Below are 24,170 nucleotides of genomic sequence, written 5' to 3'. Positions count from 1 at the left end.
CGGTAAATTAGAACATCAAGGACCCCGGCCAGATGCGCATGGACTGGTCCTGGATCATGCGTTATGAGCCCGCCATTGCCGGACCTGAACGCATGGTCATCGACGTGAATACAGGCGAGTTCGCGGCAGGGCAACGCTGAGCGATCTACTGACAACCCTGGTCGCGCGCCCATTGCGTTGCCGCGTTCACCGCTTGAGCAGGTTCCACCGTCACATCCGGTGCGATCGGATCTTCCGCGTGAGTCGTTCCCATGCGGTCTTTCGTCACGCCAACTGTGACCACAAGCTGCTTTCCTCCATACAGCGGGAACGGTGTATTGACCGTGGCATATCCTGCGGTCGGCTGGCCAAACACGCGCGTATTCGGTACGCCTTTAAAAGCGAGCAAAGCCTGCTCACCGGAGCTGGCAGTGTGTTCACCGGTGACAATCGCGACCGGCACCTCTGACTTTTCCGTGATGTCAACGGTCGTGGGCCTTCCGCCGCCGCTGACCTTCCCGCTCTCCAATATGACGGCGCTTTCGCCTCCGCCCGTAACAAAGTAGGACACGGGACCGTCAGGAATCAGTGGCGAGATACCGGCAATCATCGGCCCCATGTCGCCACCACCGTTTTCACTGAGGTCAATCACCGCCGCGCACACATTCGCTCCGGAGACAGCTTGCGCAATAGTTTGCGCGTATTCGCTGCCCTGGTCGGGTGTGCCCATAAACGCGGGCATGTGAACAGTCACGACACCGTCGTTTTCTTCCACGCTCGGCGCCTCGTACTCGTCGACGGCTTCTTGCGCTTCGTCCGGCATCATCAAGAACGAGTGCTTCGTTCCCGCAATTTTGACGGCATCGGACAGGACAGCGTCGACCTCGTCAATGCTGGTGGCTTCGCTGATTGCCTGTTCGACTCGTGGGCGCTCATCCTGCCAGGCTTCGGACGATGCGTTGATTCCCTGGTCAAGATGGCCGAGGGCGACTTCACCGTAGCGCTGTGGACTGGGCTCAGTCAGCCAAATACCGAAGTTGGGACCCCACCTGACGACAGCGACTCCAAGCAGCGCAGCGGCGACAACAATCAGTGCCACTAGGGCAATGATGATTCGTTTGGCAACCGTGGACATGGACTAAGCTCCTCACGTTGACATGTCGATCTGCGTTCCATTATGAGGAAGCGGACTCATGCGTGCGAAGACAGCCCCATCTACATTGCGGGGTAGAGCTGACTCTACCCCGCATATGCAGATCGTTGAGCGCCTGTCAGTGCGCGAAGTGACGGGTTCCCGTCATGTACATCGTGATGCCAGCGGCCTGTGCTGCTTCGATCGACTCGTTGTCGCGGATCGATCCACCGGGCTGAACGACAGCTTTCACGCCGGCATCGATCAGCACCTGGAGGCCGTCAGCAAACGGGAAGAATGCGTCCGAGGCTGCAACGGCACCTTCGGAACGGCGCTCCGGCTCGTCAGCGACCACATCGGCTGTGCGTGCACCGCCCGCCGAATCCACCTTGTCAGCAGCGGCGTCACCTGTTGTGCGGCCACCCAGCGTGTTCGCGCGTTCGACCGCAAGACGGCAGGAGTCCACGCGGTTGACCTGACCCATGCCAACCCCGACGCTTGCACCGTCGTGAACCAGCAGGATTGAGTTCGACCGCACGGCTCGCACGGTGCGCCACGCGAACTCTAGGTCCCGCAGTGTTGCCTCATCGGCCGGCTCGCCTGCCGCCAAAGTCCAGTTCGCCGGATCGTCACCGTCAGCGTCAATGTCGTCGCGTTCCTGCACCAGCAGTCCCCCGGAAATCTGCTTGAACTCCAGGGCTCCGCGTACCGGTGGCACTACCTGCAGAATTCGCAGGTTCTTCTTCGTTTCCAGTACTTCCAGTGCGCCTTCGGCGTAGGAGGGCGCCAGGACGACCTCGGTAAAGATCGGTTTGATCTGCCTTGCCAGTTCGACGCTGACCTCACGGTTGACTGCGATCACTCCACCGAATGCTGACACAGGATCGCATGCATGCGCCTTGCGGTGTGCTTCCGCCACATCTGCGCCAATGGCGATCCCACACGGGTTCGCGTGCTTGATGATGGCCACGCACGGCTCGTCATGGTCAAATGCTGCACGCAGTGCTGCGTCACCATCGGTGTAGTTGTTGTAGCTCATCGCTTTGCCATGCAGTTGGCGCGCGTTCGCGATGCCAGGCAGCAGGTCCTGGGTCGTGTCGTCGCCGTCCTGTTCATCGCCTGGCTCGTCAAACTCAACGTCAACTTCACCCTCGCCCATCAGCTCGACGATGTCGCCGTATACGGCGGCATCCTGATGCGGATTTTCGCCGTAACGCAAGGCGTGGAGGCGTTCGAAAGCGGATACGAGAACCGGTGGCCACTGTGCGTCATCAACGTCATCGGCTTCAGCCGACTCGTCAACATCAAGATCAGCATCCAGTTCGTCTTCGAACCAGTCAGCGATGGCGGCGTCGTAATTTGCTGTGTGACGGAATGCGGCCGCTGCCAGTTCGCGACGCTCCTCCAGAGTGAATCCCTCAGAACGTGCAGCGTCGATCACCGCGTCATATTGCTCCGGGTTGGTAGCAATGGCAACAGAGGGGTGATTCTTCGCAGCAGCGCGCACCATCGACGGGCCGCCGATGTCGATCTGCTCAACACATTCGTCGAATCCTGCGCCCGAGTCAACCGTGTCCTCAAACGGATACAGATTGCATACCACCAGGTCGAATGCTGCGATCCCCAGGTCTTCGAGCTGCTGGCGGTGATCGGCTTTGCGCTGATCAGCGAGAATGCCGGCATGGATCTTCGGATGCAGCGTCTTGACGCGACCTTCCAGCACCTCGGGGAAACCAGTCACGTCTTCCACGGGCGTCACAGGAATCTTCGCGTCACGGATTTTTTGTGCAGTTGAACCGGTGGACACGATTTCGACGCCAGCATCAGCGAGTGCGCGAGCCAGGTCAACCAGGCCGGTCTTGTCGTAAACGGAGATCAGTGCTCTGCGGATCGGGCGGACATCAACGGGTTCGAGGTTATCCAAACGGACTGACAATTCTTCCTCCAAAGGGGTTCAAGGTCGGTCCTCAGCGCCCAGGCGGGCGGCGCCGTGCGAGGCTGCTTCAGCCGCTTCCCGGTGGTCCTCCACCCTCGCCAGTTGCGGCCTCTTTTAGTGTACGAGGGCGGCGCTGGATATGCGACTAGCTGTGATCTTTCAGATCTTCGTCACTGTTGTCAGTATTGTCTGACACGGCGATGGGTTCCGTGGGCGCAGCGCTGGCTTTGAGTGCTTCCATGCGGGCATCCGGAGCACGCGGAGGAGCGGGCAGTTCTTCGGTCACCTCTTCTTCCAGCGCCGTTTCCTCTTCCTCCGGCGTCTCTTCGCCGGCTTCATTCAGGTCAGGAGCTGGAAGGGGCGTCTCCCTCGTCGATGACTGGGCGCGATTCTTCTTCCATGCGGCAATACGCGCCTTCGTCCACGCCGTCAAAGCTGCGGCCGCTCGGCGCACCCACGCGATCGTGGTCGGATGTGCTGCCAGGGACACCGCGAGTGCGACCATGCACACTTCCAGTACGACGAACAGCACACTCCACCACACGCGCGGGCCAACGACGCTCAGACGGGTCGACCCCAACGACATGCGCGACGAGACAAGCCACGCTGCGATGACGAGCGCAGTGATCACGGTGGCCACTCCCATCGCAGCCGCCTGTTTCCACAGGTGCGTCATACGATGCCGCCACGCCGCCCATGCGCCCAGCAGGATTCCCACTCCCACCAACGCCCAGGCCACCCAGTGGCCCGGAGCTGTCTGTGGGACGGCCGCAAGAATCGGGATCGCCGGAATCGGCGCAACAGGTGCGTTCGCCGCTGAATGGAGGGCGTCGGCACCCACGTAGAAACCAGGCCCCGCGATCCACGCCAGTGCGCATGCCATGATCGACGGAGCAAACAGGGCCTGGACAATGTTGATGATGACCGTGTCCTTGGTCGAAGCAAAGAGCAGTTCGTGGATACCGGAGATACGCTGGAGAGAAACAAGGATTGACACGGCGCTCATGATCAGGCTGAACAGCACTGTCAGTGCCACGGCAACGCGACCAAGGCGCAGCCCTGACCACAGCCATGTCAACGATTCGCGCCGTTCAGATGAAATCGTGGGCCATGTCCACGTGTGTCGAGCAGCAACTACCGCCCAGGTCGCTGCCAGAAGCGGAATGACGAGCGCACCGAGCAGTGCGCGCCACACGTTGATGTGAGCCGAGGACGCTCCAGCTGTAATGAGCGCCGTGACTGCAAACGTGGGGACAGCCATCCACTGCGCGGCGGCAGGAAAATCCCGTCCCGGCAGCAGAAGAACACGCAAAATGATGATCAGCAGCGCTCCGAGCAGTGTCGGAATGGCGAGGATGTCGCTCTGCCCCACCGTGATCGGCGCTCCCAGCGTCGCAGCCCAGAGGTCACCACCGACTGCCCGAGCATCGTCCCAGCTGGTCGACGCCAGCCAGGGGTTCTGCGAGACGAACCAGTACCCCACCAGCGTCACGACCATCATGAACGCCCATCCGATCAGGGCCGCCTCAATGCCGGCCAGGCCGGAGCGTGCCCACCCGTCAGGCAGTGCGATGCGGATCGTGCGTCGCCGCACGGCGGTGCGAGTGGTGTGAGGTTCCTCGTCGTGCACCTGAGGTGCCGGGGCCACTCGAATTGGCGAGGGCGCCTTGGCATCTGTCTCATCGGCTCCGTCAAGGTCGAGGCGTTCAGTTTCTTTTTCCGAATTATCCAATTCGGGTTCATCATCACTGTCTGCCTCATCGTGAGCCGGCCCAAAAATCAGCGACTCACCTGCTTCACGGTCTTCCTCCTCAAGCCACGCGCCAACCACCTCGGTTGGGATCTCATCAGCGGACAGGTCCGCTTCTGCGCGCTGCCTGTCAGGGCGCTGCGATGGGGAAGAGTCAGGTGAGTGCGTCATCGTTCTTCATCGTCTCGCATCCGCGCCCACACATGGAGGTGCACCGCCGACCATGAGAAAGTTCATTCACGATCAGCGGTGCACGACCGGATGTTATTTCTGCAGAATCTCGCGAGCGATGATGGCAGTTTGGGAAGGTGTACGGCCCACCCGCACGCCCACGGCCTCGAGTGCTTCAGCCTTCGCCGCGGCCGTGCCGGAAGATCCAGACACGATCGCGCCGGCATGCCCCATCGTCTTGCCTTCCGGAGCCGTGAAACCGGCAACGTAGGCCACCACCGGTTTGGTCATGTGTTCGGAAATCCACTGAGCTGCGCGCTCTTCCGCGTCGCCACCGATTTCACCGATCATGACGACCAATTCGGTGTCGGGGTCATTTTCAAAGGCTTCGAGCGCGTCAATGTGCGTGGTGCCAATAACCGGATCACCACCGATTCCCAGGCAGGTGGTAAAGCCGATGTCACGCAGTTCGAACATCATCTGGTAGGTCAGTGTGCCTGACTTCGATACCAGTCCCAGCCGTCCTGGGCCGGTGATATCTGCCGGGGTAATGCCGACGTTCGACTGTCCGGGGCTGATAATGCCTGGGCAGTTCGGTCCGATCACGCGCACGCCCGCTTCACGTGCGCGGGCCACGAACTCCGTGGAGTCGGCGACCGGGATGCCTTCGGTGATGACCACGACCGTCTCCACGCGGGCATCGACAGCTTCGAGTACAGCGTCTTTCGCAAATGCCGGCGGCACGAAAATGGCGGATACTGTGGCACCCGTTTCCTTCACCGCTTCTGCAACCGTTCCAAACACAGGGATGTCGACAGGGCCGTCGGTGACCTGGTCAGCCATCGGCCCGTATCCCTGGACATCGAATGTCACGGACTGTCCGGCTTTGCGCGGGTTGACGCCGCCGACAATGGCGGTGCCCGAGTTGAGCATGCGCTGGGTGTGCTTGCGTCCCTCTGATCCGGTCATGCCCTGGACGATGACGCGTGAGTGTGAGTCAAGAAAAATCGACATGAGAAGTCTCCTTGTGCTTCCAGGTTTCAGGCCAGCGGGGCGGCCGGATCGGATGTGTCTTCAGGGTCGGGCTCGACGCCGGCAGCCAGCTGCGCCACCATGCGGGCTGCTCCGTCCATGGTGTGTGCCATGTGGACCAACGGGTGACTGGCTTGCTGGAGGATTTCGCGTCCCTCATCAACGCGGTTTCCGTCAAGGCGCACCACCAACGGCTTCGTGGCGTTGTCACCGAGGATCGACAGTGCTTCAACGATACCTTGCGCCACCTGGTCGCATGCAGTGATCCCACCGAACACGTTGACGAACACGGCGCGCACCTGTTCGTCTCCGAGAATGACATCCAGGCCCTTGGCCATCACGTCAGCGGACGCTCCGCCACCGATGTCCAGGAAGTTCGCGGGCTTGACACCGTATTCCTCACCTGCGAGCGCAACAACGTCGAGGGTGGACATCACCAAGCCGGCACCGTTACCGATGATGCCGACTTCGCCCTGCAGTCGCACATAATTCAAGCCTGCAGCTTTCGCCATTGCTTCGCGAGGGTCTTCAGCTGCAGTATCGATGAACTGTTCATGCTCGGCATGACGGAAGCGCGCGTTGTCATCGAGCGTGACTTTGCCGTCCAGCGCGATGACGTCGCCTTCTGGTGTCAGGACGAGCGGGTTGACTTCCACCAGCGTGGCATCTTCGCCGTGATAGGTGTCCCAGAGCTTGACCAGGACGGGCACGATCTTTTCGAGCGTGTCGCCCTCGAATCCTGCTTGAGTCAGGATGTCGCGCGCAACGTCCTCGTCAATGCCGCGCTGCGCATCCAGGGGAACGCGGGCCAGTGCTTCGGGGCGCTCCTTGGCGAGGGTTTCAATGTCCATGCCGCCTTCACGTGAACACATCGCCAGGTGCTGACGGTTCGCACGATCGAGCAAGATGGAGAAGTAATATTCCTCGGCAATATCGCATCCGGCGGTGATCATCACTGTGTTAACTGTGTGTCCCTTAATGTCCATGCCGAGAATCTTGCTGGCATGTTCGCGGGCCTCGTCGCCGCTGCGAGCCAGTTTGACGCCACCGGCTTTCCCGCGGCCGCCCGTTTTCACCTGCGCTTTCACGACGAGAAGGTCAGCGTTCAACGTGTTCGCAGCGTCAACTGCCTGGTCAGCCTCGGTGATGACGATACCCGGCAGGATTGGCACGTCATGCGATTTGAACAGTTCCTTCGCCTGGTACTCGTATAGGTCCACGCCTGTCTCCTTTTCAGTATTCGCACGATCTTCTTCGACGCCACAAATTACCTTGACATCGAGACATCGCCTTCAGACTACCGTGAAGGAGGCCTTCAGTCCTACCCTTTGGACAAAATTCCTATGAAATCTTCGTCAGCGGAGCCATTCGGATCAGCAGATTCTTCGTCCGGCCGGCAAAGTCAATACGCGCCACGGCCCGCGCCCCACTGTTTTCCACGCTCAGCACGGTGCCACGTCCGAACGTCGCATGCTCGACCACGTCACCGGTCTTCAGTACCAGCGACGTCGTGTCCGAGGGAGGCTCCGCCTGTTGAGCCGGTGGAACTCCCATTCGGACAGCGCGCCGACCCGCAAGGCGGAAAGCAGCGCTCCTCAGATTTGAATGCCCTGACCCGAATGCCGGTGCCGCATCAGCGTCACCGTACCGGTCGGTGCGTTGTCGGTGCACCTGACGCAGGCGTTCTGTCGATGTCATGGAGGAGCGCTCATCGATCAGCTCGGGCGGAATGTCATCCAGGAAGCGTGAGGGCGGAAATTCCTGCGGTGTGCCCCAGGCGGAACGCTGCCCCGCCCTCGTCAGGTACAGGCGTGAGCGGGCTCGCGTGATCGCCACATACGCGAGGCGGCGTTCCTCTTCAAGTTCAGCTTCTTCGCCCAGGGAGCGCTGGTGCGGGAAGATGCCATCCTCCATACCGGTGACGAAAACAACGGGAAATTCCAGACCCTTAGCGGTGTGAACGGTCATCAGCGTCAGAAAGCCGCCACGCTCCTCATCGGACGGCACTTGGTCGGCGTCAGCCACCAGTGAGACGCGTTCGAGGTAGTCGAGCAGCGTTCCTTCCGGTTCACTTTGACGGAACGTCGTGGCAGCAGTGTGCAGTTCAGCCAGGTTCTCCACGCGCGATGCATCCTGAGGGTCATCTGAGCGCTTGAGTTCGGCAAGGTAGCCGGAATGGTCAAGGATCTCGTCGAGAATATCGGCTGGCGACGCGCCGGCCCTGTCCAGTGCGCGTGCGGCTTCAAGCAGCCCCCAGAAACCTGCGACAGATGCAGATGCCCGCGGGGTAAGCCCCTGAACGGACGGGACAGGGTCGCCGGCAGATTCCGCTGCTGACTTTTCTTCTGTTTCAGGGATCTCGATCCCTTCCCCTTCACCAGCGGGACTGCCTGCGTGGACCCAGACGTGTCGAATCGCTTCACCCAGCGACACGTTATACAGGTCTGCGTGCGCCAGCAATGCACCCTCGGCGCGCGCACCGATGCCGCGGCGCGGAGTGTTGAGGATCCGCCGCAGCGACACCGTGTCGTCGGGGTTGACCACGGCCTGCAGATAGGCGATCGCATCCTTGATTTCCTTGCGTTCGTAGAAGCGCGTGCCACCCACCAGGCGGTAGGCGATTCCCTGTTGGACCAGGAGTTCTTCCAAGGCACGTGATTGCGCGTTCGTGCGATAAAACACCGCGATGTCACCCTCGTCAATTCCCTGGTCGTGCAGGCGACGGATTTCTTTGATGAGGAAACGCGCTTCGTCATATTCGCTGTCCAGTGCGGCCACCACGATCGGCGCCCCGTCACCGTGAGCGGTCCACAAGTTCTTCGGGCGGCGGCCCTGATTGCGAGCAATGACGGCGTTGGCTGCGGACAAAATGTTCTGCGTGGATCGGTAGTTCTGTTCCAGCAAGATCGTGCGGGCACCGGGAAAATCGCGTTCGAATTCTTCGATGTTGCGGATCGTGGCGCCGCGAAACGCGTAGATCGACTGGTCCGAATCACCCACAACTGTCAGCTCCGCGCTGTCGACACCGTCATCGCCACTGCCGGTGAGCAGTCGAACCAGCACATATTGCGCGTGGTTCGTGTCCTGATATTCGTCGACCAGGATGTGACGGAAACGTCGGTGGTAGTGCTCAGCGACGGCGGGTTTGTCGCGCAGCAGGGCTACTGTGCGCGAAATCAGATCATCAAAGTCGAGGGCATTAGCCTGGCGCAGTCGTTTGTCGTATTCGACATACGCTTCCGCCACGACCTGCGAGATCGGATCGTTGGGCGCATTCGCCTCGAACTGGGCGGGAGCGACCAGCTCATTCTTCAGGTCAGAGATTCGTGCGGCCACCATTTTCGGCGTGAAGCGTTTGACATCGACGTTGGCGGCTTTGAGCACCATCTGTATCAGACGCTGCGAATCTTGCGCATCGTAAATCGTGAACGTTGATGTCAAGTCTGCCGCAGCGTGTTCCTTGCGCAGGATCCGCACACACGCCGAGTGGAATGTGGACACCCACATGGATCTTGCCGCAGGCCCAATCAGGTTCGCCACGCGTTCACGCATCTCAGCTGCCGCTTTGTTCGTGAAGGTGATCGCCAGGATTTCACTGGGGCGTGCGCGCCCCGTTTCCAGCAGGCAGGCGATGCGATGGGTCAGCACACGCGTCTTACCTGACCCGGCACCAGCCAGAATCAAAAGGGGACTGCCCTCGTGGGTGACGGCGTCGCGTTGCTGATCGTTCAGCCCGCCCAGCAGCGCATCGACATCTGTGTCATTGACGAGGGCGGCGTCAGGCTCCGTTGCGGTCTGGGTGAAGCCCAGGTCCGGAAGGGCGATACGTGGCCGTCTGGTTGAAAAATAACGCTGATTCATCGACTCCACTGTAGGGCATCGCACGGGCATTTCCGTACCCGCGCGATGCCCAGGGCGGATGTGACAGCGATCTTAGGCGCGGTGGCGACGCATCGTCAGCGCAGCTCCCACGCCGGCAAGGACCAGGGCAGCAATCGCAACTGAATCGGTGGCACCTGTCCGCGCGATCTTACCGGTCTGAGGGGCACCTGCTGGCGCCTTTCCCTCCTCAACGGGACGCTGGGCGGCCGGGCAGGAGACGCGCACAACCAGGCCATTGGTCGCTGTGACAACATCACCGGCATCGGTCGACACGGTCAGTGGCAGCTCGACTACCTGTCCGGGGGTCGCCGAGCAGTCAGCCTGAGCAGTCAGTTCAACCTGAGCCTGACCTGCACCATCAGTGGTGATGATGCTGGCCTCCGTATTGGCCTGAGGTTCGACCAGTGAGTTATTCACCTTGGCGGTTGCCTTCTGGCTTCCTGCACTCACGGTGACCGTGTCGGTGATTCCCGGGCCTTCACTGAAGGACAGTCCACGCAGGTCGATCGAGATAACCGAGTTGTTCGGCACCGCCTCACCTGACAGTGACAGGCCGACTGATCCTTTAAGTGCTCGAGGGGCCAGTTCCCCCTCGTGAGCCTTGAGGTACTCATTGAAGTAATCCCTGTCGAGTCCCTGTGAAATGACCGGTTCACCGCCGTTGGTCAGGGCGTCGAAGCTGTCACCGCCACTAAGCAGGAACGTCACCGACCCCACCGTGTAGGAGGCGGACTCGTCGATCGGAGCTCCGTTGACGAGGACGGATGTGATGCGCTCACCGTACGGTTTGGCGGGATCATAGGTGTAGGAGACATTGGAGGAAAGGCCAAGCTTGAGCATCGGGCGGGAGTTTTGCGAATTGAGGTTGGTCTTCCACTGTTGTTCAAGTGCCTGCTTAATGTCAGAGCCTTTGAGGGTCACGTATCCAATCTGGTTCGAAAATGGCATGACCGCGAATGTGGAGGCGTAGGTGATTTCGCCCTTGTCATTGGCCTGAAGATCGGCTCGCAGGCCACCGGCGTTGATCATTCCGATGTCCACGGGTTTGCCGTCAGGGGTGGTCACGGCGTGACGCATTGCGTCTGCAGCCAGACCTCCCAGTGTTGATTCGATGCCACGGTTGGATCCGGGGCCGGCCGACTCTCCCTCGGCCTTGTCGAAGACTCCGCGTGAGAACTTCGCGTTGGGAGCGATTGTGGCAACAACGCTCTGGCCTTTTTCTTTCGCCATCTTCTCAGCGTTGGTGACGACGTTCTTGATGACAGGATCCTCGCCGCACTGCGCGATTTCGCTGGCGGGGATCAGGTCCGCGCTGGATTCAACAACTGTGTTCTTCGCAGTGTCGTACTGGATGTGCAGCACGCCGAGATTGTCGGTGTACGAGCCGGAAGCCACCGCTGAGAGCTTGTTACCTTCGGCTCCATCCACCATGTCGAAGTCGTATGGCACGTGCGTGTCACCACCCATGAGGCCGTCGACATTCTTCCCCATCTTCGGGAAGTTGTTCTTCACGTCGTCGTCAAGCATGGCGATCACAACGTCCGCCTGTCCGCTCGACTTGAGGGAACCTGCCAGGTCGTTGACAGCCGCAATGGGGTCGTCAAATGTCAGGCCCTCAGTGGTTTTGGGTGAGAGCTTGTAGGGAACGTCCTGCGCTATCGCACCAATGAAAGCGACCTTGACACCGGAGGGCGTGCTCACAATCTTCGTGTCACCCAGGTAGGGTACTTCTTCGCCCTGATCATTACGGTAGGTGCCCATCCCTTTGACATTGGCTGCCAGGTAGGGGAACTGAGCCTGGACGAACTGGTCGGCAGCTGAACCGTCAACCCGCTGCTTGAAGACCTCCTGGCCCATGTCGAGTTCGTGGTTGCCGATCGTCGAGGCATCCGGGCGCAAAAGGTTGAGAGCTTCAATTGTGGGATTATCGTTCAACGAGCCGCTGACGTAGGGGCTTGCTCCGATGTTGTCGCCCAGCAGCGTAAACGTCGAGTTTGTGTTGGCTGCACGGGCCTTGTCGAGGTAACACCCAACAGCGGCAAGGCCAGCTTCGGTCACATTCCCGCCCTTCGACGCCTGGGAAATATGACCGTGAACGTCTGTAAGCTTGTACAGATCAAGAGTCACAATATTGTTCTGCCTGGCGGCTCGCTCCGATGTAGGCGACGCCGGTGCTGGTGCTGGTGAGTCAGAAGAAGCCGACATGGGCTCAGCATCTGACTGCGCCGTGTCGGCCTGTGCGGCTACTCCGAAGCCTAAAGTTACAAACGTGCCGGCTGCAATTCCTGCAGCCACGCGACGACGATACGTGGTATTCACCATTGCTCCTTTACGCGGTCACTAGGTGCGTGCACATCGTAACAAGATGACCTACATCACTCCAAGGGGGCAATTGAAGTTGACATTCTCTGAAGTCCGTAGTTTAAGTCACACCATTGAAAGATCGAATACCCCGCTGTAGCCTCTAAGTATGAATCTGGTAGTAGATACCGCTGAGGCGCATAAGGCTGCCAGCGAGGCACATTCAACCGCCGCAAGTATCCGCAGCATCACGCTCAACGCACCACAGGGAACGGGGCGTTCGGACGCTGCCTGTTCATCCTTCACAACAGCGTTGCAGGAAAGCATCGCCGCAGCAGGCAAGCAGGTCGAGACATTCGCGTCGGGCATGGACACGGCGATCAAGACGTTTGTCCACGTTGATACCACACACCAAGGCCGATTTTCCTCAACCTACACGCAGCAGCCCTAAGGGAATGAGACTGAGATGGCAATTGACACCAGCGTCGAAGCTGATCCGTCGCAGATAGATTCATCTGTCGCATCGCTGAACGCAGCAAAAGACTCACTGGATGACTACGTCGATAACCTTTCGGACGTTCGTCGCTCCACCAGTGATGCTCTGGAGGGCGAAACACATGACGCGTCTGTCAACAAGATCAGCACAGCGATAGATTCTCTGCTCGAGTGCGCAAATTCTTTGGGCAGATTCACAACAGCACTGACAACGTTTTCTGGCACTATCAGAGGAATTCGCAACGATTTTGCTCAAGCACGAAGCACAGCATCCGGCAATGGTCTGATCGTCACGGGCGACGTGATCAACGAACCAACTCCGCCCGTTGGCGACCCCAGTCCTGCTGAAATTGCTGAGTACAACAGGAAGGTCACGGCGTACAACGCCGCGGGTGAAACTGCTTACCAACTGCGTCAAAGTGAGCAGGAAGCGCACGAGACAATGGATAGTGCGTGCGAAGACCAACTCAATTTCCTCGAAGAGCTCATTAAGAGCCTATTCCCACCAGGTCTTGGGTTGGCTCTGGCACCTTGGGCTTTCTCGCGCGCCAAGAACCTTGGTAAAGCCGCACAGTGGCTGCCGATGGACTCAAGATTCCGTTTCGCGCCACGCGGGGCAGGTGGCAAGTTCGTCTCCCCCAAGAGCATGGGCACGTTCGAGCGGCTTTCATCCATGACCAAAGCGAAGAACTGGGTGGCAAAATCGGGTCAGGCAGGAAGTACCGCTGCGAAGATTTCGAAGGGCGCCTCGAAAATTCTTTCGCATCCTGCCACCAAGTGGGTCGGCAGGGGCATGAATGTCCTCAGTGCCGGACTGAAGGGGTACGAGCAATATCAAGCCGATGCCCATAATCCTCAGATGGGTGAAGGCGAGCGTATCGCGCGTGCCGGTACGCGCGCCGCTGTCAGTGGTGTCAGCAGCTGGGCTGGAGCTACGGCTGGCGCGAAGATCGGCGGTATGATCGGAACGTTTGGTGGACCCGTTGGAATTCTCGCAGGCAGCCTCATCGGCGGTGCAATCGGAGGACTTGCGGCATCGAAGTTTGGGGATGCGGTGGGAGACAGTGCACTGTCACTGGTCTCCAAACTATTCCACTGAGCTCATGAGTGACGACGGGCTATTTGAAAGGAGGATCCTGGCTTGATTGCCTTGGGATGTATTTTTGGGATCCTGATGGCTGTGATGTGGGCTTTAGCTATGTTCACTGACACATGGCCAGGGCGTTTTTTCCGCAAGCAGGCGCAGTGGCTTGGTTCTAAGAACTCAATAGCCCTTGGCGAGCCTTCGATCGCTCTTTTCTTCTTCGCTGGTTCTTTAGTTCTGGCACTCACAGGCAATCTGCAGGACAGTCAACTTTCCAAACCGCTATCCGCACTCATGCTGGCATTGATTTTTATTCCCATGATTGGCGTCATTCTCAGTTTCTTTAACTTTGATCTTCCCAAACAGATGTATCCCGAATGGCACGAACAGCAGCGCGCTCTGAAAGCCTCGCGCGTGGATCACAGCACTGAGTCCGGTACCGATGCTCAAAGGAGCGATGCACAATGAGTGGCATGACATCTGACAGCTCTCCAACAGTTCACGGGCATGTCGTCAGCGCCCTCCTTCCAGAGGGGTGGACGCAAGTGAAACCCGACAACCCGGCGGGTTCACAGTCTCAGGGAAATGACTCGGCAATCGACTGCATCGCTGCGCAGACGCAGAACAGCGGCGGTGGCGTATACGCACCGAACCTGGTCATCACCGTCGCGTCGGTTCCCACCGACCTAGGCGACCTGGAGTGGCGAGACACCACCACGCACGCATTGCTCAACGAAATCCCAGGGTTCGTCCTGCTGGACCTGTCTGAAGTCGCCACGCAAAAATGGAAGGGTTTCGCGCGCCTGGGGTGCTACATCCTCGATGACGAATCCATCACGATACGTCAGTTCACGTGGCTCGATCCAGACCAGCCGCGCGGTTACACGGCAACGCTGTCGTGCGCGACCCGCGACTACGGCGCACACTACGAACTTTTCGAAAACGTTGGTGCAAGCCTTGAGGCGATGCCGGCCGCGCCAACCGACCACTCACGCGAAGGATAGTTTCATGGCAACTGTGCAGGCTACCGCTGGAGGACCCGTCCTCGTCATATCGGAAGACGAATGGAACGAACTGACATCCTTCATCATCAATGGCGAGCCACTGTCAGATGCTGTTCATCATTCACTGGTGGACGCTCATATCCTTGACGAATCGGGCGACCCGACCCCCACAGCTCTGGAGGCACTCAACGCAGCGTACTCGGTGCGCTCTCGATTCCAGGCTCTCGACGTTCGCCCCCATTCAGCCCAGGCCGTTGAAGCGTGGATCAGCTCCAGATCAACAACGATCGCCAAGCACAGCAACGACGGCGTTCACCTCTATGCTCTGCCCCCGGAAGAGCTTCCATCCGTTGTCGGACAGTTCCTCGACCTTATGCCTCGCCCCTCTGTTCACGAGGGGCCGATCCTGATGAGTGTGGAGCTGCTGGAAGGGCTGTACTCAGCAGACAGCACTCGGTGCGACCAGGTGCTGAAAGGTGCTGCTCAGGCTGGAGGAGATGACAGCATGCTGGCGCGCGAGCTCCAGTCTGGCCAGTGGACTCTGAACTTGCTGACAACTGACACACTTGCCGCAATGAACGACGGTGGGGAGGATCTCAGCACCGCAGGAGTGCGCCAATGGGAAACGACAGACATGATCATCACGCTGGGTGTCCCTTCGTGCCTGTATGCCATTGTCGTCGTGCCTGAGGAGGCACAGGCCGAGCTTGGCCTGTCGGAACCCGCACTTTTCGTGGACCCCACCACTGCCCCACCCGTGTGGGCAACCATCACGCAGTGGCTTTTCGCGTAGCCACTAGTCAGATCAAGTGACGCTGAGCCGCCCACCGGGTCAGTTCATTGCGGTTCGACAACTGCAGTTTGCGCAACACCGCTGACACGTGTGTTTCGACGGTTTTCACTGAGATAAACAGCTCGGCTGCAACTTCCTTGTACGTGTAGCCACGCGCAATCAAGCGCATGACTTCCTGCTCGCGCGCTGAAAGCAGATCCAGTTCGTCCTCGTGGACCGCCACCTCACGCGTGCCGAACGCGTCAAGTACGAAACCTGCCAGGCGGGGCGAAAATGCCGCGTCCCCGCTCGCAACGCGTTTAATGGCTTCCAGCAGGTCGCCAGGTGAAATCGACTTTGTGACATATCCGCGAGCGCCTGCTCTGATCACGCTCACCACATCCTCGGGCGAATCTGACACCGACAGTGCCAGGAAGCGCACCCGCGGGATATCTGCGCAACGCGCCACGACTTCCGCGCCACCACCACCCTGCCCGCCCGGCAAGTGGACATCCAGCAGTGCCACGTCAGGCTGCAGATCACGGCAGGCCGCAACAGCGCCGTCCACATCAGCGGCCTGGCCCACCACGGTCAGGTCAGCGCCCGATTCTTCCAGTTCGGAGCGCACACCTGCTCTCACCAGAGGATGGTCATCGATGACGACAATGCGAATACTCACCAGTTCTTCCCTCTCAGTTTTCAGTGGTCTCCGAAGGCGCGGCGTCGCCCTCGTCGATGGGGACATTCATGTGGATCTCGGTACCAGATGATAGGCGACGGATCGTCACCGTGCCGCCGACCCGGTCGATTCTGCCGATGATGGAGTGTCGGATGCCGTGGCGATCGTCAGGGATTGTGTCCAGGTCGAAGCCCTCGCCCTGGTCTTTCACGTAGACATCAAGGCTGATTGAGCCGACTTCCGCGTAGATGGTGACCGGTGGGCGACCATGACGTACAGCGTTCGTGGCGGCCTCGGTGGTGGCGGCAACCAGGGCGAGGGCCTGAACGGTGGGCACGCAATCTCCCACGCTTACGACCTCGATCGGGACGCCGTAGCGGGATTCGACGTTCTCAACGGACTCGCGAAGAGCTGCGGCAAAGGAGTCGGACACTTCGTGGTGACCCGTGTACAGCCAGGATCGCAGTTCGCGTTCCTGACGCAGCGCCAATGCTGAAACGCGGGTCGGATCCTGGGCGTGAGCGCGTATCAGTGTCAGCGTCTGCAGGACTGAATCGTGCAGGTGAGCGGCAATATCTGCGCGTTCGGCGTCGCGCACCTGCTGTTCACGTGTCGCTGACAGGTTCGTTGAGGCTCTCAGCCACAGCGGAGCAATCGCGAAGATCAGTCCACCGATCAGCACCACGCCGACGAACAGGGAGCGAGTCACCAGGAAACGTGACGTGCTGCCGAAGAACAGGGCGAAAATGCCGAGCAGGAAGAATGCGACGCCGGCGGCGATCAGTACGATGTTCAGCGCGCTGAGTTTCTTGCGACGCGAGGCGCTCTGGCTCCACACCAGTGCCAGTCCGACGATGGAGGCGAGTATGGCAGGGATGTCAACGGCCTGGGCGACGTTGAGTGCCACGAGGATCGCCAGAACAGTGGCAAGGCCGATCGCGATCAGTCCGGCGGCAAGCAGCTGGGCGGATACGCCTTTGGATCGGGCTGAAAAGGTCGATCGCGTCAAAGGGGTGGCGAGCGCGCCATCTGATCGGCTTGTGCGCCTGCCGCGGTCCACCTGCATGGTGACGGCGAACCAGACGTACAGGAGAATGCCGATTCCCACCGTGCACAACAACAGGCAGATCGCGCGGACGGTCCATACATGTAATCCGATATGGACGCTGATGCCGGAGCAGACGCCGGCCAGGATCGGACGCGGCATGGCCTGTGAGGAATGTGTGGCGCGGATCAGCGGTGGACGTGAGGAGTCATGGCGGGCAGGCGGAATCCACCCGTTGTCGCGCTCACGATTGGCTGCTGTCACTGTTCTATCTTGGCATCAAAACTGCTCCGGACCGTGATTCTCAGCTTCTTTTCAGGGGGGAATCAGGGCTCTCCCCGATGGATGTGAACGACTCAGTCTGCCACAGTAGTTTTCATGAGTTATTCAGCAGGCACACCCTTCACCGATCCCGGGTCCTCATCGTTTTTCGATTCCATCCGTCGGTCAGGCTGGTTTCGCGGTGAGGATCGCCTGGTCGGAGGCGTATGCGCCGGCATGTCTGCGCGCACTGGCTGGAATCTGGCATTCGTGCGAGCAATGGCGATTGTTCTGGGATTGCTGTGTTCCGTTTTCATCTTGCCTGCCTATGGACTGGCGTGGGCTTTCCTGCCTGAGTACCGCGACGGCCGTATTCACTGTGAACAGCTGATCCGATTCGGCACATTCGATGTGGGGTTTGCGGGCGCACTGGTGACAACTCTGGTCGGACTGGCTTCCAGTGCTGCAGTGCCGTGGATCTACCCACTCGTCATTCTTGGCGCGATCATCCTGACCATTATGGCGATTGCCGGTGCGGTGCAGTACACGCGTAACCATCAGAAAGGCGCGCTACCACATGTGCCACCATCCAGCTATGTCCCCGCCAGCGCGCCTCGGCCTGTGAGTGCGCCAACACCATCTCCTGCCACCGGCACGCCGAACAATCCGTGGACGGTGCCACCTGCGCAGCGACCGGCCTCGCCCTCTGTGCCGATGCCGGCGAACCTGGCCATTACCGGCCTCATTGTCCTTGCTCTTGCAGCAGCGTGCGCGTTGGTCGTTCAGGAAGGTCTGGGCGGCGTGGATGCGGTACGCGTGTTCGTGGTTCTGACAGCGAGCGTTCTCGTGGGGCTCGGCATAGTCCTTGCGTTCACGGCTTTTCGAGGGCGTCGCGCGCCATGGCTGATCTGCCTGTCCGTTCTTGTGGCAGTATGCTCTCCACTTGTGCTGGCTGTGGGCTACTCCGAATACGAGCAGGAGCAATACCTGCAGACCCTGGAGAGCGAAGAACCGGGTATGGCAGAGGCAGACACGGCCGTGACATACGACTGGACTGCGACGCAGTTATCGGACACCGGTTCATTCACTCTGGATCTTTCGCAGGCACCGGCAGATGTGCTCAAAACGATCCGTCTGGACGATATTGGTGGCGATGTGACGATCATGATGCGTCAAAATCAGCCGGTGGGGTTTCATCTGTACAGCTCAGTCGGTCTGATCCGCTCGGACTACTGGCTGGATGCACAAGGAGGCCGGGTGTCCAGCCCATGGATTCCGGAAGTGCAGTTCGTGTCAGAGGAACTGGCATTCCGCAATGACTTCTGGTCTCCTCAGCACGGGATCAACTTGGAAATCACCAATGTGTACGGCAGCGTCACCATCATCGAGTCTGCGCCTGCAGATATCTCCGGTGACACGATCCAGAGCGGCGACCTGTCTCAAAGCGGCGCACAGTCAGGAGACACTGCTCAATCATCTTCACGCAGCAATGGATAAGGATGCAGCAATGAGCGACGAATCAACACCAGAGAAGACCGACACTGAGGCGCTGCCCGACAGCGCGGACTGGCGCTCTGCCGAGCAAGGCGAAAATCCTGCGGCACCCGCGTTGCCGCCCCCGCCACCTCCATCCGTCAACGTTGGGCAGCTCATCTGGGCGGCAATTATCATCATGGCAGGAGTCCTCGTGTTCATCGTGGGAATTCATTCCACGGTCAACATGTCAATCCTGCTCATCGGATCACTGATCCTGCTGGGCCTGGGACTGATCGTCGCGGCAGTAGTCACGGCACGTAAAGAGGGCCGCTAGCTACGCGGCACTGTCAGGCCTGAGCCCGCTCCAGCTCCTCGTCGACAATGGCGTCGTCAAGCTTACGGAAGACGGGCGCGGGTTTGGCGATCGGACGGCCAACCTCAATATCATGGCGCTTCCACTCAGGAACATGCGTGTAGTCGCCAGTCAGAATCGGGTAGCGTCGCGGTGAGCCATCCTCGTTCGTCACGTCCAGATCTTCAACCTCATCGATGCGCGGCATGGGGGCGATGGTGCCCTCGCCGCCCATCACGGTGTCCACGTCGTTGGCTGAGTGCGGCAGGAACGGGCTGAGCATAATGTTCAGGTCGCTCACCACCTGCGCCAGTGTCCACAAGATTGTTGCCAGACGAGGGCGCTCCTCCTCGGCCTTCAACTTGAACGGCGCTTGATCAGTCACGTACTTGTTCGCCAGGCCGACCAGGTGCATTGCCTGGCCCAGCGCGGCTTTCTGATGATGCGTGCGGATGAGCGAGCCGACCTCATCAAAGCCGGCTTCAACTGCGTCCAGCAATGCGCGGTCATCGTCGGTGAGTTCTCCGGGCTGCGGGATTTCACCAAAGCGCTTGTGGATCATCGATGCGGTGCGGTTGACCAGGTTGCCCCACCCTGCCACCAGCTCCGAATTGGTTCGGCGCACGAACTCCGTCCACGTGAAGTCCGCGTCGGATGTTTCCGGGCCGGCCGCGCTGATGAAATAACGCAGCGCGTCAGGCTGGTAGCGGCTGAGCATGTCTCGCACGTAGATGACAATGCCGCGTGAGGAGGCAAACTTCTTGCCTTCCATGGTGAGGAACTCAGACGAGACCACTTCTGTGGGCAGGTTCAAATGCCCGAGGTCACCCGGCTCGCCACCCTTCGCACCTTCACCGTTGTATCCGAGCAGTTCAGCCGGCCAGATCTGCGAGTGGAAGACAATGTTGTCCTTGCCCATGAAGTAGTAGGACAGCGCTTCCGGGTCGTTCCACCATTTGCGCCACGCGTCAGGATCGCCGCTTCGACGCGCCCACTCGATCGATGCGGACAGGTAGCCGACGACCGCGTCAAACCAGACGTACAGGCGCTTGGAGGGCTGGTCTTCCCACCCTGGAACCGGGATTCCCCAGTCAATGTCGCGAGTCATGGCACGCGGCCGGATTTCCTTGAGGAAGTTCTGAGAGAACTTGATGACGTTCGGACGCCACGTGCCGGACTCTTCACGCTCATCCAGCCACTTCGACAACGCAGCGGCCAGGGAGGGCAAGTCGAGGAAGTAGTGGTCCGTGGAGACGAACTCGGGTGTCTCACCGTTAATGCGTGAATGCGGGTTGATCAGATCTGTCGGGTCAAGCTGGTTGCCGCAGTTGTCGCACTGGTCGCCGCGCGCTCCCTCGGCCCCACACAGTGGGCACGTGCCCTCGATGTAACGGTCCGGCAAGGTGCGTCCCGTCGAGGGAGAGATTGCGCCTCGCGTGGTTTCCACCAGCATGTAGCCGTTGTCTCGGACAACCTCAAACATGGCGCGCACAACGTTGTAGTGATTACCGGTGGTGGTGCGCGTAAACAGGTCGTAGGACAGGCCCAGTGCCTGCAGGTCTTCGACAATCAGGCGGTTATTGCGGTCGGCAAGTTCGCGGGCGGTGACGTGTTCCTGGTCAGCCGCCACCAGGATCGGTGTGCCGTGCTCGTCCGTTCCCGACACCATCAGGACGTCGTGCCCCGCCATTCGCATATAGCGGGAGAACACGTCAGAGGGAACACCGAAACCAGCAACATGACCAATGTGGCGCGGCCCGTTAGCGTAGGGCCACGCGACGGCAGACAGAATACGACTCATACCCTTAGCCTAGACTGATTTTCCGCCTGTGAGGAACGGGCCGGGGCCGGTCGTGACCTAAAGCCCATCCGACAGGCGCGTCAGTTCGTCAATCTCCTCCTGGCTCAACTCCACGGAGCTGGCCTGCATGATGCCTTCGAGCTGCCCGAGGTTACGTGCCGAGGCGAGCGGTGCAGCAATGGTGGGCTGCGCGATCAGCCAGGCGAGGGCGACAGCAGCCGGTGCCACATCCTTATCGCGGGCAATGCGCGTCACCGCGTCAACCACGTCGAACGCCTGAGCGGACACGTACGGAGCCACCATTCCGGCTCGGTCGCCTTCCAGCTTGTCGCCGCGGTGATACTTACCGGTCAGGAAACCGGAAGCCAGCGAGAAATAAGGGAAGACACCCAGGTTCCATTCGCGCGCAATGTCAAGGCGCTCTGATTCAAATTCGGCTCGGTGTACGACATTGAAGTGCGGCTGCAGGGCGATCGGCATGTGGTAACCGTGTTTGCGCGCGGCGTTGCACCATGCGCGCAGGCGATCCGGCTCCAGGTTGGACATTCCGATTTCACGGATGGTGCCTTGTTCAACTAGGTCATGAAACGCGCTGGCGACCTCATCAATGGGAACGTCGGGTTCGTCGAAGTGTGCGTAGTACAGGTCGATCGTGTCAATGCCCAGGCGTTCACACGATTCTTCCACGGCAGCGTGAATGTTCTCCGGTCGCAATCCCTTGCGGGAGTCCTTGGATCCAACTTTGGTGGCAATCAGCAGGCGGTCGCGGTTGCCGGGGCGTGCAAGCCACGGCTTCATGGCCAGCTCGGATTCGCCTCCCTCGTGACCATCCACCCATGCAGAGTAGACGTCGGCGGTGTCGACGAGCGTTCCGCCCAGATCGGCGTACGCGTCCAAAATGTCGGAGGTCATCGCCTCATCGGCGGTCCACCCGAAGGTGTTGCCGCCCAGCGCGACACCTGAAATATCCCAATGCCTGTCACCAAGTTTCATATCTTCAGCCTAAGCAAGAGGAGACATATTCGCACGCGCTTCATGCCTGTCGGTTCGCACTTTCGCTGCCGTACATCTACAGTTAAGACCAACCCACAAAGGTGCGCATATGCACCGAATCATGAGGAGGAACCGTGTCCCGCGCGCTCATCATCGTCGATGTCCAACCGACATTCTGCGAAGGCGGTGAACTCGGAGTCGAGGGCGGCAACGCGGTTGCGCAGCGTATCGCCGTTTTTGTGAGCAGCCACCCGGATGCGTACGACCTCATTGCGACCACCCAGGACTGGCACATTGACCCAGGTGCGCATTTTTCCGACGAGCCGGATTTCGTCGACTCGTGGCCGCCTCACGGTGTTGCCGGCACACCGAATGCGGAAGTCCACCAGGCACTCAGTGATGTTCCCGTCGACATTGCCGTCAAGAAGGGCCAGTACGAGGCTGCTTATTCAGGGTTCGAGGGTGTCGCAGACGATGGCACCACCCTGGCCGACGCACTTCACCACGCGGGGATCACTGACGTGGATGTGGTGGGACTGGCTGAGTCTCATTGCGTGTGCGATACGGCAATCGATGCGGTTCGCGAGCAGTTCACGGTTCGCGTGTTTTCAGATTTGACGGCGCCGGTGAGCGAAGAGCTTGGTGTCAAGGCTCGTGAACGCATGAACGACGAGGGCGTGCAGCAGCTCGCATCCACTGCTGCGACGTTCTAGCCGCGCCGCCGCACAGCCTCCTACCGAGCTTTCAGCGCTTCCCGGTACAGGTCATTGCGGCGCGCACCCGTTGCTTCCGCGACCTGAGCGGCAGCGTCTTTCAGGCGCATACCTTCGTCAACAAGGGCAAGGACGGCCTGCACATGGTCCCGTGCGTTCACGCTCTGAGTGGCGCCTTGAACGACAATGGTGATCTCACCGAGCACGTCGCCCTGCGTAGCGTCGACCAGTTCCGCCAGGGTTCCGCGCATGATTTCTTCGTGCACTTTGGTCAGCTCTCGGCACACGACCGCGCGCCTGGCGCCACCGAAGTGCTCAGACATCAACGACAGCGTGGCATGAACCCGGCGCGGTGATTCGAAGAAAATCAGAGTATGCGGGTCGCGTGCCAGTTCCTTGAGGGTGCGCTCAGCTTCTCCCTGTTTGCGTGGCAGGAATCCTTCAAAGGCGAAGCGGTCTGATGGCAGACCCGACACAGCGAGGGCCGTTACTGGAGCGGAAGGGCCTGGCAGGGCGGTGACGCGTACTCCCTCGTCAATAGCTCCGTGAACGATGCGATAGCCCGGATCGGAGACTGTCGGCATGCCGGCATCGGACACGACGAGGATGCGTGCACCTGATTTTGCCTGGCTGATGAGTGCGCCCGCGCGCTCGCCCTCGTTGTGGTCGTGGAGGGCGAGGATAGATCCTGCAATGTGGACACCGAGGCGCGAGGCCAATGCACGGACTCGGCGCGTGTCTTCGGCGGCAACGACATCTGCCTGCTGGAGGGCTGCGCACAGCCGAGGCGACGCGTCGTTGACATCACCGATCGGTGTTGCGGCCACAATAATGCACGAAGCTGGTAGGGACTGGTTCTCATTCACGAGACCATTGTGCCCTACCAGCTCGAATTACGACGTGAAGTTCTTACTTGGCTTCTGCCTGGGGATCCTCGGCGCCAGCTTCGTCCTTGTGGCCGATCTTGCTGGAGATCGCGTCGCGCGCTGAGTCGATCTTATCGTCGTACTTGTGGTCGGTGGCGTTCTTGGCTGATTCCAACACGTTGTTCAGTACATCGTCTGCCTTGCCGGAGTTCTGCACCGCGTCGGTCGCCTTGTTCTTCAGATCGTCAAAGTTCATATCTGTCTCCATTCGTTGTCGGTGGCTTTAATGCCGATCTCATAATAGCTATTCGCCGCGGCGTATGTGATGTGAAACATGAAATGCTGGTTGACTGGGTATCCGGTCGGTCAGCCCCGCTGGGTGTGCGGGCTTGCGTGTGCGCGTAAAAAGGGGGGGGTGGGGTACTGGCCTGTCTCCAGGCCTGTAC

Annotated in this window: 21 protein-coding genes and 1 riboswitch; of the genes, 8 read left to right on the top strand and 13 right to left on the bottom strand. The window is 59.9% G+C overall.

All coding sequences use genetic code 11. The features are described 5' to 3' along the window. Positions 1–145 precede the first annotated feature (145 nt). The 7 genes from AC1EJ1_RS08540 to AC1EJ1_RS08510 form a co-directional block, all read right to left on the bottom strand. Positions 146–1,114, bottom strand: a complete 969-nt coding sequence (locus AC1EJ1_RS08540; RefSeq protein ID WP_480295698.1) for a S41 family peptidase — start codon at positions 1,112–1,114, stop codon at positions 146–148. Positions 1,115–1,250: 136 nt separating this feature from the next. Beyond that, positions 1,251–3,047, bottom strand: a complete 1,797-nt coding sequence (locus AC1EJ1_RS08535) for a bifunctional phosphoribosylaminoimidazolecarboxamide formyltransferase/inosine monophosphate cyclohydrolase (protein ID WP_480295697.1) — start codon at positions 3,045–3,047, stop codon at positions 1,251–1,253. A gap of 29 nt (positions 3,048–3,076) precedes the next feature. Further along, positions 3,077–3,163: riboswitch (ZMP/ZTP riboswitch) on the bottom strand. Between the two features lie 29 nt (positions 3,164–3,192). Further along, positions 3,193–4,968, bottom strand: a complete 1,776-nt coding sequence (locus AC1EJ1_RS08530) for a cell division protein PerM (protein WP_480295696.1) — start codon at positions 4,966–4,968, stop codon at positions 3,193–3,195. Positions 4,969–5,061: 93 nt separating this feature from the next. Further along, positions 5,062–5,982: a succinate--CoA ligase subunit alpha gene (sucD, locus tag AC1EJ1_RS08525; RefSeq protein ID WP_058236204.1), complete on the bottom strand. Its 921-nt coding sequence runs from the start codon at positions 5,980–5,982 to the stop codon at positions 5,062–5,064. A gap of 26 nt (positions 5,983–6,008) precedes the next feature. After that, positions 6,009–7,220 carry an ADP-forming succinate--CoA ligase subunit beta gene (sucC, locus tag AC1EJ1_RS08520; RefSeq protein ID WP_092648242.1) on the bottom strand — a complete coding sequence of 404 codons (1,212 nt, stop codon included), beginning with the start codon at positions 7,218–7,220 and terminating at the stop codon, positions 6,009–6,011. A gap of 121 nt (positions 7,221–7,341) precedes the next feature. Beyond that, a complete protein-coding gene (locus AC1EJ1_RS08515) occupies positions 7,342–9,861 on the bottom strand; it encodes an ATP-dependent helicase (protein ID WP_480295695.1) in 2,520 nt (839 codons plus the stop codon). Positions 9,862–9,933: 72 nt separating this feature from the next. Further along, on the bottom strand, positions 9,934–12,204 hold the full coding sequence (locus AC1EJ1_RS08510) for a bifunctional metallophosphatase/5'-nucleotidase (protein WP_480295694.1): 2,271 nt from the start codon (positions 12,202–12,204) through the stop codon (positions 9,934–9,936). A 148-nt stretch (positions 12,205–12,352) separates the two neighbouring features. Between AC1EJ1_RS08510 and AC1EJ1_RS08505 the strand changes: the two genes are divergently transcribed. The 5 genes from AC1EJ1_RS08505 to AC1EJ1_RS08485 are packed head-to-tail and all read left to right on the top strand — an operon-like array spanning position 12,353 to position 15,559. Further along, entirely contained in the window at positions 12,353–12,634 is a 282-nt protein-coding gene (locus tag AC1EJ1_RS08505; protein ID WP_058236207.1) for a hypothetical protein, read from the top strand. Positions 12,635–12,649: 15 nt separating this feature from the next. Continuing rightward, positions 12,650–13,777 carry a hypothetical protein gene (locus tag AC1EJ1_RS08500; protein WP_092648239.1) on the top strand — a complete coding sequence of 376 codons (1,128 nt, stop codon included), beginning with the start codon at positions 12,650–12,652 and terminating at the stop codon, positions 13,775–13,777. 42 nt (positions 13,778–13,819) lie between these two features. Next, the gene (locus AC1EJ1_RS08495) at positions 13,820–14,230 is read left to right on the top strand and encodes a hypothetical protein (protein WP_480295693.1); all 411 of its coding nucleotides are present in this window, start codon (positions 13,820–13,822) and stop codon (positions 14,228–14,230) included. Next, entirely contained in the window at positions 14,227–14,766 is a 540-nt protein-coding gene (locus AC1EJ1_RS08490) for a hypothetical protein (protein ID WP_480295692.1), read from the top strand. The genes AC1EJ1_RS08495 and AC1EJ1_RS08490 overlap by 4 nt, the downstream gene beginning before the upstream one ends. A 4-nt stretch (positions 14,767–14,770) precedes the next feature. After that, positions 14,771–15,559 carry a hypothetical protein gene (locus AC1EJ1_RS08485; RefSeq protein ID WP_480294920.1) on the top strand — a complete coding sequence of 263 codons (789 nt, stop codon included), beginning with the start codon at positions 14,771–14,773 and terminating at the stop codon, positions 15,557–15,559. A gap of 7 nt (positions 15,560–15,566) precedes the next feature. On the opposite strand, the gene AC1EJ1_RS08480 is transcribed toward AC1EJ1_RS08485, so the two are convergent. After that, the gene (locus tag AC1EJ1_RS08480) at positions 15,567–16,217 is read right to left on the bottom strand and encodes a LuxR C-terminal-related transcriptional regulator (protein WP_092648235.1); all 651 of its coding nucleotides are present in this window, start codon (positions 16,215–16,217) and stop codon (positions 15,567–15,569) included. Positions 16,218–16,230: 13 nt separating this feature from the next. After that, positions 16,231–17,526 (bottom strand): PspC domain-containing protein, encoded by a 1,296-nt coding sequence (locus AC1EJ1_RS08475; RefSeq protein ID WP_480295691.1) that lies wholly within the window; start codon positions 17,524–17,526, stop codon positions 16,231–16,233. 114 nt (positions 17,527–17,640) lie between these two features. Between AC1EJ1_RS08475 and AC1EJ1_RS08470 the strand changes: the two genes are divergently transcribed. Both AC1EJ1_RS08470 and AC1EJ1_RS08465 read left to right on the top strand, forming a co-directional pair. Then, complete coding sequence (locus tag AC1EJ1_RS08470) at positions 17,641–19,020, top strand: PspC domain-containing protein (protein WP_070726235.1); 1,380 nt, start codon at positions 17,641–17,643, stop codon at positions 19,018–19,020. A gap of 10 nt (positions 19,021–19,030) precedes the next feature. Further along, on the top strand, positions 19,031–19,333 hold the full coding sequence (locus AC1EJ1_RS08465; RefSeq protein ID WP_141757297.1) for a hypothetical protein: 303 nt from the start codon (positions 19,031–19,033) through the stop codon (positions 19,331–19,333). 13 nt (positions 19,334–19,346) lie between these two features. On the opposite strand, the gene metG is transcribed toward AC1EJ1_RS08465, so the two are convergent. Continuing rightward, positions 19,347–21,152, bottom strand: a complete 1,806-nt coding sequence (gene metG / locus AC1EJ1_RS08460) for a methionine--tRNA ligase (RefSeq protein WP_058236216.1) — start codon at positions 21,150–21,152, stop codon at positions 19,347–19,349. A 57-nt stretch (positions 21,153–21,209) separates the two neighbouring features. After that, the gene (locus tag AC1EJ1_RS08455) at positions 21,210–22,145 is read right to left on the bottom strand and encodes an aldo/keto reductase (protein ID WP_480295690.1); all 936 of its coding nucleotides are present in this window, start codon (positions 22,143–22,145) and stop codon (positions 21,210–21,212) included. Between the two features lie 134 nt (positions 22,146–22,279). Here AC1EJ1_RS08455 and AC1EJ1_RS08450 point away from each other — a divergent pair, with 134 nt between their 5' ends. Beyond that, a complete protein-coding gene (locus tag AC1EJ1_RS08450; RefSeq protein WP_480294913.1) occupies positions 22,280–22,858 on the top strand; it encodes an isochorismatase family protein in 579 nt (192 codons plus the stop codon). Positions 22,859–22,878: 20 nt separating this feature from the next. On the opposite strand, the gene rsmI is transcribed toward AC1EJ1_RS08450, so the two are convergent. Both rsmI and AC1EJ1_RS08440 read right to left on the bottom strand, forming a co-directional pair. Further along, positions 22,879–23,724, bottom strand: a complete 846-nt coding sequence (gene rsmI / locus AC1EJ1_RS08445; protein WP_480295689.1) for a 16S rRNA (cytidine(1402)-2'-O)-methyltransferase — start codon at positions 23,722–23,724, stop codon at positions 22,879–22,881. 43 nt (positions 23,725–23,767) lie between these two features. Further along, positions 23,768–23,980: an Rv0909 family putative TA system antitoxin gene (locus AC1EJ1_RS08440; RefSeq protein WP_480295688.1), complete on the bottom strand. Its 213-nt coding sequence runs from the start codon at positions 23,978–23,980 to the stop codon at positions 23,768–23,770. Positions 23,981–24,170 lie beyond the last annotated feature (190 nt).

It is taken from the genome of Pauljensenia sp. C0170B4, assembly GCF_056590235.1.
Note: the sequence above shows the minus strand (reverse complement) of the source record. Positions and strands in the feature narration are given on the sequence as shown.